Annotated in this window: 15 protein-coding genes and 1 tRNA gene; 8 read left to right on the top strand and 8 right to left on the bottom strand. The window is 51.4% G+C overall.

Annotation, left to right across the window (positions count from 1 at the left end):
* Positions 1-100 precede the first annotated feature (100 nt).
* From DS739_RS14540 to DS739_RS11155, 6 genes are all read left to right on the top strand, one after another.
* Positions 101-247, top strand: a complete 147-nt coding sequence (locus DS739_RS14540) for an AlpA family transcriptional regulator (RefSeq protein ID WP_231621211.1) — start codon at positions 101-103, stop codon at positions 245-247.
* Entirely contained in the window at positions 244-993 is a 750-nt protein-coding gene (locus tag DS739_RS11175; RefSeq protein ID WP_006115860.1) for a phage antirepressor Ant, read from the top strand. The genes DS739_RS14540 and DS739_RS11175 overlap by 4 nt, the downstream gene beginning before the upstream one ends.
* A complete protein-coding gene (locus tag DS739_RS11170) occupies positions 990-1,568 on the top strand; it encodes a hypothetical protein (RefSeq protein ID WP_035352362.1) in 579 nt (192 codons plus the stop codon). The genes DS739_RS11175 and DS739_RS11170 overlap by 4 nt, the downstream gene beginning before the upstream one ends.
* Positions 1,555-2,616, top strand: coding sequence for a toprim domain-containing protein (locus tag DS739_RS11165; RefSeq protein WP_035352360.1), 1,062 nt, complete (start codon positions 1,555-1,557; stop codon positions 2,614-2,616). Before DS739_RS11170 ends, DS739_RS11165 begins: the two co-directional genes overlap by 14 nt.
* Positions 2,617-2,620: 4 nt before the next feature.
* Positions 2,621-4,516 (top strand): DUF927 domain-containing protein, encoded by a 1,896-nt coding sequence (locus tag DS739_RS11160; RefSeq protein WP_081461424.1) that lies wholly within the window; start codon positions 2,621-2,623, stop codon positions 4,514-4,516.
* A 149-nt stretch (positions 4,517-4,665) separates the two neighbouring features.
* Positions 4,666-5,235, top strand: a complete 570-nt coding sequence (locus DS739_RS11155) for a recombinase family protein (protein ID WP_006115864.1) — start codon at positions 4,666-4,668, stop codon at positions 5,233-5,235.
* Positions 5,236-6,072: 837 nt separating this feature from the next.
* Here the strand turns inward: DS739_RS11155 and DS739_RS11150 are convergent.
* Both DS739_RS11150 and DS739_RS11145 read right to left on the bottom strand, forming a co-directional pair.
* Positions 6,073-6,149, bottom strand: a tRNA-Arg gene (locus DS739_RS11150).
* 73 nt (positions 6,150-6,222) lie between these two features.
* Positions 6,223-6,675 carry a hypothetical protein gene (locus DS739_RS11145; RefSeq protein ID WP_006115865.1) on the bottom strand — a complete coding sequence of 151 codons (453 nt, stop codon included), beginning with the start codon at positions 6,673-6,675 and terminating at the stop codon, positions 6,223-6,225.
* Between the two features lie 219 nt (positions 6,676-6,894).
* Here DS739_RS11145 and guaA point away from each other — a divergent pair, with 219 nt between their 5' ends.
* Positions 6,895-8,496, top strand: a complete 1,602-nt coding sequence (gene guaA, locus DS739_RS11140) for a glutamine-hydrolyzing GMP synthase (RefSeq protein WP_006115866.1) — start codon at positions 6,895-6,897, stop codon at positions 8,494-8,496.
* A gap of 72 nt (positions 8,497-8,568) precedes the next feature.
* On the opposite strand, the gene DS739_RS11135 is transcribed toward guaA, so the two are convergent.
* The 4 genes from DS739_RS11135 to mtnA form a co-directional block, all read right to left on the bottom strand.
* Positions 8,569-9,609 carry a cysteine synthase A gene (locus DS739_RS11135; protein WP_006117299.1) on the bottom strand — a complete coding sequence of 347 codons (1,041 nt, stop codon included), beginning with the start codon at positions 9,607-9,609 and terminating at the stop codon, positions 8,569-8,571.
* 114 nt (positions 9,610-9,723) lie between these two features.
* A complete protein-coding gene (locus DS739_RS11130; RefSeq protein WP_035352356.1) occupies positions 9,724-10,650 on the bottom strand; it encodes a DUF2272 domain-containing protein in 927 nt (308 codons plus the stop codon).
* Between the two features lie 145 nt (positions 10,651-10,795).
* Positions 10,796-11,311: a Cys-tRNA(Pro) deacylase gene (gene ybaK, locus DS739_RS11125; protein WP_035352354.1), complete on the bottom strand. Its 516-nt coding sequence runs from the start codon at positions 11,309-11,311 to the stop codon at positions 10,796-10,798.
* 118 nt (positions 11,312-11,429) lie between these two features.
* Complete coding sequence (gene mtnA / locus DS739_RS11120) at positions 11,430-12,527, bottom strand: S-methyl-5-thioribose-1-phosphate isomerase (RefSeq protein WP_006117302.1); 1,098 nt, start codon at positions 12,525-12,527, stop codon at positions 11,430-11,432.
* 318 nt (positions 12,528-12,845) lie between these two features.
* On the opposite strand from mtnA, the gene DS739_RS11115 reads away from it, so the two are divergent.
* Positions 12,846-13,544: a hypothetical protein gene (locus tag DS739_RS11115; RefSeq protein ID WP_006117303.1), complete on the top strand. Its 699-nt coding sequence runs from the start codon at positions 12,846-12,848 to the stop codon at positions 13,542-13,544.
* A gap of 159 nt (positions 13,545-13,703) precedes the next feature.
* Here the strand turns inward: DS739_RS11115 and DS739_RS14535 are convergent, their stop codons facing one another.
* Both DS739_RS14535 and DS739_RS11105 read right to left on the bottom strand, forming a co-directional pair.
* Entirely contained in the window at positions 13,704-14,057 is a 354-nt protein-coding gene (locus DS739_RS14535) for a hypothetical protein (protein ID WP_035352372.1), read from the bottom strand.
* Positions 14,058-14,245: 188 nt separating this feature from the next.
* A complete protein-coding gene (locus DS739_RS11105; protein WP_035352352.1) occupies positions 14,246-14,809 on the bottom strand; it encodes a Fur family transcriptional regulator in 564 nt (187 codons plus the stop codon).
* Positions 14,810-14,850: the final 41 nt, after the last annotated feature.

The following is a 14,850-nucleotide window of genomic DNA, read 5'->3' as shown; positions in this document are numbered from 1 at the left end:
TACACTTGTTAATATGCCTTCTGTGATGGATGAAACCTGTATCCATTCAGAAAAACAGGCGGCAAAATTTCTTAGTTTATCGTGCAGGACACTGCAAAACATGCGTAGGGACGGAGGCGGCCCTGCCTTTGTGAAAATTTCAGAACGGAGGGTAGGCTATACGCTATCGGCTCTTCGTGAATGGGTAGCTTCTCGCTCTGTTCGCTCCACAGCAGACGCCACCACACGTTTTGGGGGTACGGCATGAAAACCGCTGTAATGCCTGTGGCCTTTGATTTTGAAGGCCATACAGTTCGCACCATTAATCGTGATGGCGTTGTTTTGTGGGTGCTGACTGACGTGTGCTCTGTTCTTGATATTCGTAATTCGCGCGATGCCGCCAACCGACTGGATGACGATGAAAGGGGGGTCGCTATTACCGACACCCTTGGCGGATCACAAGAAATGACTGTCATCAATGAGAGCGGCCTATATTCTCTCGTCCTGACCAGCCGGAAAGCAGCAGCCAAGCGGTTCAAAAAATGGGTCACGGCGGAGGTGCTTCCTGCCCTCCGGCGCACAGGCACATACAGCATTTGCACACAGCCTGATATTGGGCACGTGCTGAGCGTTGCAGAAGCTGCGATTGTTGTCAGCCAGCAAGCTGTTCAAACACTTGCACCCCAAGCGGTGGCATATCAGCAGCTTACCTGTATGGATGGTCTGCATACTCTTACAGATACGGCCAAATTATGCGGGAAACCTCGCAACCATTTTCTGTCCATGCTTGAAGCAATGGGCTGGATATATCGCCCTGGTGGCAAAGGTTGCTGGAGTGCCAAGGCCGATAAAATCAAAGCCGGTTATCTAACTCACAAATATTGTGACATTCGCGATGCTGACGGCCAGCTTAAAACACGGTCTCAAGTCGTTGTCACAGATCGAGGCGTGGCAAAGCTCAAGATCATTCTTGCTCGCCTTGAAAACACCATGCTGGCAGGAGATGCAGCATGATACCGCACGCCAAAATGCGCGAACTCGCCAAGCGTTATGAAGGCCGCACCGATCTGGTGCAGCTATGGGCTGTAGGTGAGAATTATAAATTGCATGAAATCACGGTTTTTCAGGAGTTGGTGGCAGCGGCGTTTTATGTTCATACCTCGCCAGATTGTCTTTATCCGGCAAACCGTGAAAGCGGTGTGGCTTCCCTGTGTGAAGCGGCAAGGGATTTTACCCCAGCTCCTACATCGGATGAGCTTGCTGGTTTTTTGTTAGAAGCAACGCCAATTTTCGATCTGCATACAGCATTTTGCGCTTTTGATGATCTGGCGTGCCATGCACCAGCAGCCATGAACCGTTGCCTACCCATAGCTACAGCATTGACCCGTTTCCGGCTTTATCTTGAAGCAGATGCCCATGCACGAAAAACCTTAAAATGGCTTGATACATTGCCTTGGTCGCGTTTGTTCGATCAGGCCATGCAGATGGATGATGCAGCCGTAGCTCTTCTGGGAGAACGTGCATTTTTTGGGGATGATTGCGAGATCATCGCTATCCCATGGGAAGACGTATCTCATGCGGCGGCATAGCGCAGCCGAATTGGCCCGGCTTCTGGCGGACCACATCACGCGCCTTGCACCTGAACTGCTGCCACATGGCAAAAAGGACGGTGCAGAATGGCGCGTTGGTAGCCTTGCTGGAGAACCGGGCCAGTCCCTTGCTGTGCGTCTAATTGGCGCACGGCGGGGGCTATGGTGCGATTTTTCAAGCGGTGAGCGTGGCGATGCCCTAGACCTTGTGGCCGCGTGTCTCTTTGCCGGGAATCGCAAGGATGCAATGGCGTGGGCTAGCTCATGGTTGGGGCTGACAGACAACAGCACACAAGCAGCGATACAGCGGCGGCAAATCTTGGAAAAAGTGAAAACTTCTGAACTCGATAAAGAGGCGCAGCAAAGGCGGGCCAAGGCACGGCGGCTTTGGCAAGAAACGCCTGCGGGTATTTTTTGCACGCCAGTTGAGTCATATCTGCAAGGCCGGGGCATAGACTTGCGCCCCTTGAACCGTGCTCCGGGTGCATTGCGCTTTGCGCCTGCGGTCTGGTGTGCGGAGGTGCAGAAGCCTTTGCCAGCCATGCTGGCCGCAATCTGCGGGCCTAATGGTAAAATGGTGGCAGTGCATCGCACTTGGTTACAGCAATCTCCCTCCGGCACATGGATTAAGGCTGATCTTCAAAACCCAAAGAAAGTGCTGGGTAGCTTTGCGGGTGGGTGTATCCGACTTTGGCGCGGTGCTTCTGGTACAGCTCTTGGCGTAGCGCCAGAGGGTGACATAGCTATTTTGGCGGAGGGCATAGAAACAGCCTTATCTACCGCCATTGCTTGTCCGGAATACCGTGTGCTGGCCAGTGTTAGCCTATCAAACATGGCTGCCGTAAGACTGCCTGACACCATCAAAGAAATTATCGTTGCAGCAGATAACGATGCCGGAAATCCGGCGGCGCGTAAGGCGCTGGCTGCTGCCCTTCATCAATTCACACAGCAGGGGCGCACAGTCCGCCTTGCCGTGCCAGAAATCGAGCATGGAGACTGGAACGATGTCCTCCGAAATGAACCATACACAGGCCACAACGGGCCGTGAAAGCGTGCGGGCGGCTATAGAGTCCGCCAAAGTTGTTAATCTTGATATCGGTAAAGGCAAAAAAAGCAGCCAGCGTAAGCCCTCCGGTAAACGGGTAGAATCGCCTTGCGGCCAGTTTTTTTGCGATGCGTTTGGTCTTTTCAAGAAAGCAGCGGATAGCAGCAAAACAGATATGAAGCTGTCAGGGCCTATTGAGGTTTTGGCAGAAACACGCGGGCCTGACGGTACGGGATGGGGTTTGTTGCTGGCGTGGCAGGATAGAGACAATCAACGCCATGAGCAGGCTTTTCCACGTGCCATGTTTGCGGGTGACTGTGCAGAATTACGCAGCCAACTTGCAGACGGAGGGTTAACACTTGCATCTGGCCCAGCCGCTAAAGCTGCTTTTGCTGCATTTCTATCAAGTATTTCCAGCACAGAACGGGCGCGGTCTGTGCCGCGTATTGGTTGGCATACCCTTAAAGGTGGCATGACCTACGTTCTGCCAGATGCCACATATGGCAACACATCAGAAAGGGTTGTGCTGCAAACAACAGACCCGGAAACAGACCTCTTTGGCGTTGCTGGCGCATTGGAAGAATGGAAGCAGCACATAGGGTTCCTATGTCGTGGCAATTCGCGGCTAGTCTTGGCGGCATCTGCTGCGTTTTCTGCACCTTTGCTTGGCTTGTTAGGTTTGGACGGCGGCGGTGTTTCGTTCTTCGGGGCATCGCGCACCGGTAAATCTACCAGCCTGCTGGTTGCTGCCAGCGTATGTGGTGGCACGCCAGAAGCTGGCGCTAGAGGATATGCGCGGTCTTGGCGTTCTACTTCTAACGGTCTGGAAAGTGTTGCTCTTGCAAGCTGTGATGCCCTGTTGCCGATGGATGAAATCGGGCAGCTAGACCCAAAAGAAATTGGTGATGTGGCCTACATGATTGCCAACGGACAAGGCAAAGTAAGAGCCAGCCGCACAGGTGCAGCGCGTGCCGTGGCGCGGTGGCGTGTCCTGTTCTTGTCCACAGGTGAAAAGACGCTGGATGATGTGAACAGGGAAGCAGGCCGGGCAACCAAAGCAGGCATGGAAGTGCGCTATTGTGACGTGCCAGCGGATGCCGGTTCCGGAATGGGGCTATTTGAAAACACCCACCATCTGGACAGTCCAGGGGAATTTGCAGATCACTTGGCAGATGCTTGCGGCAAATTTTACGGCACACCATTCCGCGCATTCCTCACACACTTAACGGAACGCATGACGCAGGAAGGCATACGCCCGTTACGTGAACGCCTGCTGGAACGTCTGGAAACAATAGCAAGCGGATATCTGGCAAACTGGCCACAATCCTCCGGACAGGTGCGTTCCGTTGCACGGCGCTTTGCCATGATCGCCATAGGCGGTGAGCTGGCAACCTCTTTCGGTCTGACAGGATGGGATACAGACACAGCAGAAGTGCTAGTAGGGATGTGCTTTGGCGATTGGTTGCGGGCACGCGGTACCTCCGGCCGGAGGGAAGATGAACAAGCCGTGCAGCAGCTACGGGATTTTATTGCACGTAATGGTTCTGCCCGCTTTGCTGATTGGGTAGATAAAAACCCGGAGGAACTGCCAGACACATGGGATGAAGGCAAGCCACCACCAGAGAGATACCGCATACAGAATCAAGCGGGTTGGCGGCGTTGGCTTAAAACACAGGATGGCCGCTGGGGGTGGTGCTACATGCTCACATCGTCCGGTATGCGTGAAGCTATGGCAGGGCTGAATATGAAAGATGCGACCAAGGTTCTGGTAGATCGGGGTGTGCTGATACCAGACACACAAGGCAAAACCTCACGCCCGGAACGGCCACCGGGACAAGCTGGCCAGATTCGCCTTTATGTGGTGGCCGGTAATATTCTGGCTCTGTCTGCTGGCAATGAATGAACATGAGCCGGAGGGTATGCGCTCTCCGGCTCATTCGGGCTGGGTTCACCCTCCTATAGCCTTTTTTCTCTCGGTATGTGTTTCATGCATGGCTTTTGGGTGTTCCAATAGGGCAAGGTCTATTGGAACACATTTAGGAACACTCTCACATGAAAATCGGATACGCTCGCACCAGCACCACAGATCAGGTGGCCGGATTAGAAGCGCAGGCCCGTGACCTGTTAGCCAATGGGTGTGAGCGTATCTTTCGTGAGCAAATAAGCAGTAGCAGCACAGACCGGCCAGAATTAAGCGCGGCGCTCGATCACTTGCGGGCTGGTGATGTGCTTGTAGTGACCAAGCCAGACAGGCTGGCACGTTCTACGGCTGACCTATTGAGGTTGGTAGATGAGATCAAAGCCAAAGGTTGCGGCCTGATTGTGCTTTCTATGAACGGCATGACATTGGACACTACCAGCCCTACTAGCAAGATGATGCTCACCATGTTGGCTGCTGTGGCCGAATTTGAGCGGGACATTATGAAAGAGCGCCAACGTGAGGGCATTGCTAAAGCTAAAGCCGATGGACGCTATAAGGGGCGCAAGCCAACAGCTCGTAATCAGGCAGAGCAGGTGCAGGGTCTTGCGGCTAGTGGTATCAGCGCCACAGAGATAGCCAAGCGGTTAGGCATAGGCCGCACCTCCGTTTATCGCTGCCTTGCGGATGCGGTGGCATCGTAAGTGTGGCTGTGCCGTGGTGTGCGCGGGCAGCGCGCGGGTTTCTTTTCCGATTTTTGAGCATTTTTAGCCCAAAACGGCTCTAGCTATGCGCTCGCAACATAACAAAAACAGCCTATTTTGAGGGTGTCCAAAACAAGAACACCACGAAGAATATTCGTAGTATTGCGTGCATATTGGCAGAAAACCGCTAATGTTTTCTTGATGTTTGGTACACCTGTTACACCGTTTTTTAAAAGGTGTAACAGCAAGGTGTATCAGTTTTATTGTTATAAATCATATGCTTAACTTACTTGTTACACCTGTTACACCGCATTTTGGTAAGGGGTGGAGTAAGAGGCAGGTGTAGCAGATCCAGATGCATGCGAAAAACGCATACCTTCGGCAGCTGCCTGATAGGGGGGTAGATAAATCTTTGCAGCCTAATAGGTGGCATAACCGCACCAGTCTCACGCGCAGATTTTCAATACATTTTTTGAAAAAAATCAAAGAAATCAAAGAAAGAGCGGGCAATATGAGAAAAAACGGCCCCAAATGCACAAAAAACGGCGGAAAACTGCGAAAAACGCCAATAAGGGGTGGGGGGTCAAAAATCTCTAGCGCCCATGAGTGCCTGAACCGCGCCATAGGCACATTTTTGCATCCGCGAAATTGCAGCAAAAAGATACCATGTGGAGAGTGCGGGCATGGTTTTGAGAGCTGAGAAAAGTCAGCAGCGGGAAAAAGCCCCCTGCCATGCCAGCACAAAGCAACGGATGCTGGTCACTCCGCAAACACTCCGGAAGGCAAAAGATCTCTACCAGTCTGAAGCGCTAATTTTGAATTTCTTGAGGAAAATTCTGGCGCACCCGAAAGGACTCGAACCTCTAACCCCCAGATTCGTAGTCTGGTGCTCTATCCAGTTGAGCTACGGGTGCGCCGTGAGCGGGTATTTAGCCGAGGGCGGTGAGGTCGGCAACCCCTAAAATGTAAAAAAGTGAAATTTTTTTGTCAGTCATTCCCAAGAAAGTTTTTCCAGCTTCGGTCTGCCGGGCGGTGGAGCGTAACATGTGCCCGACATTCTGGTGTTCCGTATGTGCCTTCAAACGTCTCGCCAGCCGGATGGGCTTCAAACACCATGGGAAGCGGCTGGTTTTTGGCATCTTTTAGAATAAGCTGGGCATGATAGTGCTGTTTGTTCTTATCAGGCGTGCCTCGCAGGATAAGCGTGCCCATTTCTGGCACAAAAATCATGCGTTTAGGTTCAATCTGCATAAGTGATGTGCCGTTAACGGGGCAGTTTTCGCCTTGATCCTGCACCAGTGTGCCAATCCATTCCCCATATGGGTCATCTGCGGCAGAGGCAGGTTGTTTGGCTGCTTGTGCCGATGTGCAAAAAAAGCCAATGCCAGCCAAAGCCAGTGCGCCATATTTCATCCAACAGGAAAAACGTGTGTGCTTCATGCAAAAACTCCTGATTTCGTTGGCAATCTGTACCTTGTGTATGGCACAGGCAAGGCAGGTATCAGGCAGGATAGGTGCGCACCTTTCTGGTTTTTAGGGTGACGCCATGACAGCATGGCTTTATATCCGCCTGTAAGAGAGCCCGTGTAGCCCTATGTGTGGTTACACATCCTTAGGAAAAGCCAGTTCTGGCACTGAAATCAGAAAGACCTGCAGTTCATGTCTGTTGATGCCACCCCGCCTGTTTCGCCTTCCAAGCTGGATGAATCCTTGCACCATGACCGTATTCTGATTCTGGATTTCGGAAGTCAGGTTACGCAGCTTATTGCCCGCCGCGTGCGCGAAAGTGGTGTGTATTGTGAAATCTGGCCGTTTACGGCAGATGCCGAACGGATTCGTCAGTTTTCACCCCGTGGTATTATTCTTTCTGGTGGTCCTGCCAGTGTGAACAATCCGGATGCTCCGCGCGTGCCAGATGTGGTGTTTGAAATGGCCGTGCCTGTAATGGGTATTTGCTATGGCCAGCAGGCTATGTGCAAACGGCTTGGCGGACAGGTTGAAAGCGGAGACCACCGTGAATTCGGTCGTGCCTTTGTTGATATTGTAGAAGATTGTGCGCTTTTCCGTGGTGCATGGGCACGCGGTGGGCGTGAGCAGGTGTGGATGAGCCACGGTGACCGTGTCGTGGAACTTCCCCCCGGTTTCCGCACAGTTGCTGTAAGCGAAGGTGCACCGTTTGCAGTTATCGCAGATGAAGGACGCCGCTTATATGGTGTGCAGTTCCACCCGGAAGTGGTGCACACACCGCATGGCGCAGCATTGCTTAAGAACTTCACCCATAACGTAGCGGGCTGTTCCGGTACGTGGACGATGGCAGGTTTCCGTGAAATGGAAATTGCCCGGATTCGTGAGCAAGTGGGTGATGGCAAGGTTATCTGTGGTCTTTCTGGCGGCGTGGATTCTTCCGTGGCTGCAGTACTGATCCATGAAGCCATTGGCGATCAGTTGACTTGTATTTTTGTTGATCACGGTATGCTGCGTGCTGGGGAAGCGGATGATGTTATCAAGACATTCCGCGGCCAGTTCAACATTCAGCTTGTGCACCGTGATGCCTCAGACATCTTCCTGAAAGCGCTGGAGGGTGTCACAGATCCAGAAATCAAGCGGAAAACCATCGGCCGCCTGTTTGTGGAAGTGTTTGAAGAAGAAGCAACCAAGCTGGGTGGTGCGCAGTTCCTTGCTCAGGGCACGCTTTATCCGGATGTGATTGAAAGCGTCAGCTTTACGGGTGGTCCTTCTGTTACCATTAAGTCGCACCATAACGTGGGTGGCTTGCCAGACCGTATGAACATGAAGCTGGTTGAACCGCTGCGTGAACTGTTCAAGGATGAAGTGCGCGATCTGGGGCGTGAACTGGATATTCCTGAAATTATTGTTGGGCGTCATCCGTTTCCGGGGCCGGGTCTAGCTATTCGTATTCCAGGCAACATCACGCGGGAAAAACTGGATCTGCTGCGTAAGGTCGATTCCGTGTTTCTGGAAGAAATTCGTGCTGCCGGGTTGTATGATGCCATTTGGCAGGCTTTTGCTGTGTTGTTGCCTGTGCGCACTGTTGGTGTGATGGGCGATGGTCGCACGTATGATCAAGCCTGCGCCCTGCGTGCCGTAACCAGCACAGATGGCATGACAGCAGATGTTTATCCGTTTGACATGGGCTTCCTCACCCGTGTTGCTGGACGCATTGTAAACGAAGTGCGCGGGATCAACCGCGTTACGTATGATATCACATCCAAGCCGCCAGGCACGATTGAGTGGGAATAAGTTTCCCATCGTAAAAAAGGCCGGGTGGCTGTAAAGCCCCCGGCCTTTTTTATTGGTTTCTTGCCAAATATCTTACTTGTTCAACCAAGGTGCGATTGGCAAATTTTTTGCCCGCAAAAATTCAGGGTTGAACAGTTTGGATTCATAACGGGCACCACCATCGCAAAGAATGGTGACAATCCGATGCCCCGGGCCAAGTTTGCGTGCGGTGCGGATTGCAGAAGCCACGTTAATGCCAGAAGATCCACCAACGGAAAGGCCTTCTTCACCTAGCAGGCTATAAATAATGTCCAGGGCTTCCGGGTCTGGAATCCGCTCGGCATCATCAATAGGTGCGCCTTCCAGATTGCCCGTTACACGGGACTGGCCAATGCCTTCTGTAATGGAAGAACCAGAAACAGATAGGTCATTGCTTTTCACCCAGCCATACAGGCCAGAACCTTCTGGGTCTGCCAGCACAATACGGGGGGCAGCTACGCCATCGCGTTTGGCTGCATCGTGCAGGCCCAAGGCTACGCCAGCCAGCGTGCCGCCTGTGCCGCAAGCGCAGGTAAAGGCATCTACCTTGCCGCCCATCTGCTGCCAGATTTCTGGTGCGGTGGTGGCGCGGTGGCCTTCACGGTTGGCAATGTTGTCAAACTGGTTGGCCCACACCCATCCGTTTTCTTCGGAAAGACGGCGTGAAACGTGTACATAATTGCCCGGATCACGGTAAGGTTTGGCAGGTACAAGGCGAAGGTCTGCCCCAATCATGCGTAGGAAGCCGATTTTTTCCTGACTCTGAGTTTCGGGCATGACAATAACGCATTTATACCCGCGCGCATTGGCAACCAGTGTGAGGCCGATGCCTGTGTTGCCTGCCGTACCTTCAACAATGGTGCCTCCGGGTTTTAGCACGCCACGGCGTTCTGCATCTTCAATAATAGCCAGCGCTGCACGATCCTTGACGGAACCGCCCGGATTCATGAATTCGGCCTTGCCGTAAATATCACACCCCGTGGCTTCAGACGCTTTGCGCAGGCGTACCAGTGGGGTTCCGCCCACAGCACCCGGCATGTCGGCAGAAAGTGTGGTCCAGCCGGGATGAGGGGTGGAAATGGCATTTTCAGTCATTTGGTTACACCTTATGCTGTCACGTTATAATGCGTTGATCAGACTATCATGCCCCACCTGAAAATTCTGCCCCAAGGGCAAACAGATGGAACATGGCAGCTTGTGCAGTTTTTTTTATTGGCCAGCTGTTGGTTCCTGTTCAGCATCGTACAGCACTTCCAGCACCGCCGCCCACGGATAGCGTGAATCATAGCTCTGACCATCGGGGGAGGTGAGGCGCCCTTGGGTGTCTGTTGGTACATGTGTCAGGGCCACGGCATCATCAATATTGCCGCCGATAATGCTGATCTGCCGACCAAAAGGCTGCCCATTCTGGCCAACTGCTACAACAAAGCCGCAATGGGCAGGAAACCCGTAAGATGTTGGTAGGCTGGAAAATCGGATAGTGTCTTTGCTACGGCCCCGTGCAACGCAGATCAGATCACCGGGTTTTGGGGTGTAATTTGCAGGGTCTTGCGCCCGCAAAATGGGAGATTGCCCAGAAGCTGCTGCGTTGATGTAAGTAGAATGATTGGGAGAATAGGGGAAACGGCTGTTGGCCCCGGCTACGCGCATAACGTAGGAAATAAAAGCAGCGGACCACGCATAAGATCCATCATGCACAAAGTCGGTTAGTCGGCCGTTGGCATCGTGTTTACCGGTCCATGATGTTTCGGTCATGTCCGGATCCATACCAATCCACCAGTATTCTCCTACGCGTTCCCATAGGCCGGGGGCGCGTTCTGGCTTAACAGAGGCCACTTGTGGTTCTGGGCGCTGTTCCGGGTCATCATCATTCACCGGGCTTCCAAACAGGCGCCATTCACGCATGGCAATTCCAACAACATCCTGCCGGTTAAAGGGCTCAAAATTGCGGGTGGCAAAATCCGGCACATGGCCACCATAGCCGTAGCCACCACTGGCTGTGTTCCAAGCGTTGGTGCTGGAAGCAGCGCTTGGGGTGGGGCGTGCACCTGGCTGTGGTTGCTGAGTGGCACATGCTGCCAGACACAAAGGGGCCAGCAGGGCAACGGTAAGCTTGCGTGACAATCTCGTCTCCATACCAGAACAACTCTCCGGCAGATCCGGAGCGCGAGACAACCATTGGTCGGAAGTCTGAATGATATAGCAATAAGCGCCTGTTGTTCTGGGTGGAAGAGGGTTTGTGTTTTTGTGCGGCGTCTGTTTCTTTTTTGCGCCTGTGTTATCAGGCGTCAGGCACGGTTACATCTGCCATGCGGGCATTGACGCACTGGATGGCGTCTGCCGGTTTAAGTGCCACCACCAAACCTCTGCCGCCGCCATTAATATAAAGTGTATCCAGTTTGAGAACACTTTCGTCCAATACAACCGGTACTTGCGTGCGTGCGCCAAAGGGGCTGATGCCCCCCACCTTAAACCCAGTTAGGGCTTCGGCTTTTTCTGCACCCAGCATCCGCGCGTTGCGTCCCCCAAACAGGGTGGCTACTTTTTTCAGGTCCATTTTTTTATGAACAGGAATGGCCACGCAAACAATCTGCTTTTTATCAATTTCAACCATTAGGGTTTTAAAAACCTTGTTTTGGTCGATACCAATACCAGCAGCGGCATGTAGGCCAATTTTTCCGGGGTCTGATACATAATCATAATCATGCAGGGTAAAGGCAACGCCATGAGCAGTCAGAAACTGCGTTGTTGGTGTTTCAATGGTTTCTGACATGGTAGCCCTTTCTGGAAAATCCATGAAGCATTGTGCCTTTTGCAAGGCATGCACATGGTTCCGCTTATTCAATAGTTACTCTTAGCGTCAAGTCATGGAGGCTGCATACCGCCATGCAACATAGCGGTATGCAGAATGGTCTTTACGTATGGTTGGGGAACAGGCCGAGGAGACCGCTTTCTGTAGCAGGGCAGCAGCCTTTTTCTGTAATCAGCCCAGTTACAAGTCTGGAGGGGGTGACATCAAAGGCGGGGTTAGCTGCAGGGCTATGATCTGGAGTGATTTGCACGGAACCTATTTTTCCGTCTGTCATACGCCCCTGCACGTGCGTAACTTCGGATGCTGCACGTTCTTCAATAGGAATATCACGGATACCATCGGCAATACGCCAATCTATGGTTGTAGAAGGTAATGCAACCCAGAATGGTATTTTATTGTCCTGCGCGGCTAGAGCTTTCAGATAAGTGCCTATTTTGTTCGCAACATCTCCATTGCGTGTTACGCGGTCTGTTCCAACAATAACAATATCAACTTGGCCATGCTGCATCATATGGCCTCCTGCATTATCTGTAATAACAGTATGCGGAACACCGTGGCTGCCGAGTTCCCATGCAGTAAGGGCAGCGCCCTGGTTGCGTGGGCGTGTTTCATCTACCCACACATGCACGTTCAGGCCCAGATCATGCGCCATGTAAATAGGGGCCAAGGCTGTGCCCCAATCCACTGTGGCAATCCATCCAGCATTGCAGTGGGTTAAAATGTTCAGGCGCTGGCCTTTTTCTTTTTTGGCGGCAAGATCCTGCAAAAGTTTAAGGCCATGCTTGCCAATAGCTTCATTTTGGGCCGCATCTTCATTGCAAATACGCAGGGCTTCTGCATAAGCAGCGGAAACCCGGTTTTCTGGTGGGATAGGCCGGAGAGTATTTAGCATTCTTTCAAGCGCCCAACGCAAATTTATGGCGGTAGGGCGTGTTGCTGCAAGCATGGTTGCGTTTTGTTCAAGACTGGTATCGCTGCTGTCTGTGCGTAATGCCAATGCTAGGCCATATGCGGCAACAGCACCAATAAGCGGAGCACCACGTACCTGCATACTGGTAATGGCATGGGCTACATCCTGAACAGTTGTAAGCCGCAGGATATCCAGTGAAAAGGGAAGGCGTGTCTGATCGAAAATATGAATAGACCACAGGTCTTTTTCATCAACCCATACACTGCGGAAAGAGGTGCCATTGATTTTCATGAAGCATGTTCCGTGAGAAGGAGAGGTCTGCGTTTAGGATATAAGGATGATTACCTGTTTTGGGCAACAGGGTACAAGCACATGAAATTTTTGAGAACGTATTTAGAACATCTTTAAGGTAAATAGATCAGAAGAATGAAATATATCTTTAAATCTGAAAGTATTTTTTTGCATTTTCTATAGCATTTGTTATGTAGAATGAAAATCTAAGGCTATACCTGTTCTTGTAGGTATGTGCTTCAGTTAGAGAAGTTTTGAAGTTTAAAAATTTTGTTTGTATATCTCCTTATTTTTAAAGGAGGTTGAGAGGGAGTTAAAATGAGTGAGACAAGAACCCGCCGAAAACCTGCTGCGGGTAAAACGGTTTCTAAGCGTAAGGTTGCCGCTGCGACCCCCAAAAAGCGCACATCTCGCGCAAAAGTTGTCGAAGTAGAAGAACTTTTTGATTTTGAAGCAGAGCCAGAAGCTCCTAAGCCACGCCGTTCTTATGTGCGTAAAGCTGCTGCCCGTAAGCCTGCTGAAGAAAAAACAGTAGCGCCTAAAACAACGGCACGTAAAAAAACAGTAGCAGCTAAGGCCGAGAGCAAGGTTGCCCCCAAGCCAACGCGGCGCACTAAAGCCAAAGCGGAAGACGTTGTGGAAAAGCCAGTGCGTGCAACCAAAGCAACACGTGCTGCTAAAGCTCCGGTCACTGCATCAACGCGTAAAACTGCAAAGTCAGCTACTAAGGTTGAGGCAGCCAAACCTGTGCGTGCTACACGTACCCCAAAAGCAACAGCAGCCAGCAAGGTTGCAAAACCAGCAGTTCCAGCAACCCGTAAGCGGACTGTGCGTGTTGTAGAACCCGCAGCTAAAAAGAAGCTTTCTGCCGTGGAAAAGCTGCGTATTGTGCAGGAAGAACGTCGCCGTAAACGGTATGAACGTTTGGCAGCAGCAGAGGCTGAAAAAACTTCGGCAAAGGCACCCGCAACACGGAAGACAAAGGCTAAAACAACCCGTCGCACCCGGGCATCCTAAATATAACGGTATTTTATCTGGTTTAGAGATTTATCAGTAAAATAATGTTGTTTTAAAAAGAGCCCATTCCGGTAAAAACGGGGTGGGCTTTTTTTAATTAAATATTCTGGATCTATCTGTGAATATATGCAGATGGCATGCGAAAATAGAGTTCCCTTTTTAGCTAATCGTACGATTAAAGTTGCCGCTTAGCAGATAGCAGTTGCTTGCAAATTCTGCCGTATGGTCAAGATCAGGTTCAAGTGCATCTTCTACCATAACACGGCGCAACCGTAGGATAACGGCTTTTTCGGAAGCATTGCCGTGTAGATATTCCGATATCTTTGCCAACCACGCACTAATGCCGTTCTGCTCTGTTAGCATAAGAGGGTGCCGCTTATTTAGGGGAAGCCCGTTTTGTAACAACAGAGATGCTACGGGGGCATCAGTAATATGATACAGAAAATTGCCTGCTTCCTTGGCGTGCGTGGCTGCCAAGGAAGGTATGCGTGTCAGACGGATCTCATCTGGCAAAAAATGTGTGCGTAAGGGTGGAAGAAGCGGAAGTGAGAATAAGTCCGTTTGCGTTTCTTTCGCGTCGGTTCGGTGCTTCTGTTGAACATGATGTGGTTTTGAGTTGGTTGTACGTTGTCTTTCTTTCGCAAAAGGCAGAGGCAGCCCCGGTAATGTATTCTGTAATGACAACAGGTGATGATTACCCATTATGCACCTTGATGAGGGATCTCTTTTGTGGGCCGTTTTGATGCACACTCTGCACATAGCCCTTCCACTTCAACCGAGGTGCTCTGAATTACAAAGTCTTCGTTTTTACAAATGTGTTTCAGGGTTTCCAGAACAGTTGTATCCGCTATTTCTGTTACGGCTTTGCAGTTGCGGCAGATGAGAAACTGGGCCGTATGTAAGCAGGCTTCCGAGTGCTCATGCGTATGAGAACAATGGCGCAGATTGGTGCAGGGAATAAAAGCAGACAAGCGTTCAATACGATGGATCAGGCCGTGTTCAAGTAGAAAATCGAGTGCCCGATATACTGTAGGAGGGGCGGGGCGCCGTTCTGCTGTTTTTAGTTCTTCCAGCAGATCATATGCCCCAACTGGACGCGCATGCATAAGAATAAGCCCGAGCACATCACGGCGCTGGGCCGTCATTCGCGCACCTTGTTGGGTGCATAGAGCAGTAGCTTTATCGAGTTGATGCTCAATATGCGCAGGAAAGGCATGAGCTGAGGTTGCTGTGGAAGAAGACGTAGGGTGGGGCATGTTCATCATCCGTTCTCTGTATTTCTTAGCGTAACTGATCTGAGAGGTGA

This window comes from Acetobacter sp. JWB (genome assembly GCF_003323795.1).
In the GTDB taxonomy this organism is placed as follows: Bacteria; Pseudomonadota; Alphaproteobacteria; order Acetobacterales; family Acetobacteraceae; genus Acetobacter; species Acetobacter oryzifermentans.
This window is presented reverse-complemented; position numbering and strand designations above follow the sequence as displayed.

Bases quoted from the DNA above. Each gene is read 5' to 3' on its own strand.
- DS739_RS11135 (WP_006117299.1), bottom strand. From the start codon at position 9,609: ATGACTGAAAATGCCATTTCCACCCCTCATCCCGGCTGGACCACACTT.
- DS739_RS11130 (WP_035352356.1), bottom strand. From the start codon at position 10,650: ATGGAGACGAGATTGTCACGCAAGCTTACCGTTGCCCTGCTGGCCCCT.
- DS739_RS11105 (WP_035352352.1), bottom strand. From the start codon at position 14,809: ATGATGAACATGCCCCACCCTACGTCTTCTTCCACAGCAACCTCAGCT.
- DS739_RS11155 (WP_006115864.1), top strand. From the start codon at position 4,666: ATGAAAATCGGATACGCTCGCACCAGCACCACAGATCAGGTGGCCGGA.
- DS739_RS11115 (WP_006117303.1), top strand. From the start codon at position 12,846: ATGAGTGAGACAAGAACCCGCCGAAAACCTGCTGCGGGTAAAACGGTT.
- DS739_RS11145 (WP_006115865.1), bottom strand. From the start codon at position 6,675: ATGAAGCACACACGTTTTTCCTGTTGGATGAAATATGGCGCACTGGCT.
- DS739_RS14540 (WP_231621211.1), top strand. From the start codon at position 101: ATGCGTAGGGACGGAGGCGGCCCTGCCTTTGTGAAAATTTCAGAACGG.
- DS739_RS11165 (WP_035352360.1), top strand. From the start codon at position 1,555: ATGCGGCGGCATAGCGCAGCCGAATTGGCCCGGCTTCTGGCGGACCAC.
- guaA (WP_006115866.1), top strand. From the start codon at position 6,895: ATGTCTGTTGATGCCACCCCGCCTGTTTCGCCTTCCAAGCTGGATGAA.
- DS739_RS11175 (WP_006115860.1), top strand. From the start codon at position 244: ATGAAAACCGCTGTAATGCCTGTGGCCTTTGATTTTGAAGGCCATACA.
- DS739_RS11170 (WP_035352362.1), top strand. From the start codon at position 990: ATGATACCGCACGCCAAAATGCGCGAACTCGCCAAGCGTTATGAAGGC.
- mtnA (WP_006117302.1), bottom strand. From the start codon at position 12,527: ATGAAAATCAATGGCACCTCTTTCCGCAGTGTATGGGTTGATGAAAAA.
- ybaK (WP_035352354.1), bottom strand. From the start codon at position 11,311: ATGGATTTTCCAGAAAGGGCTACCATGTCAGAAACCATTGAAACACCA.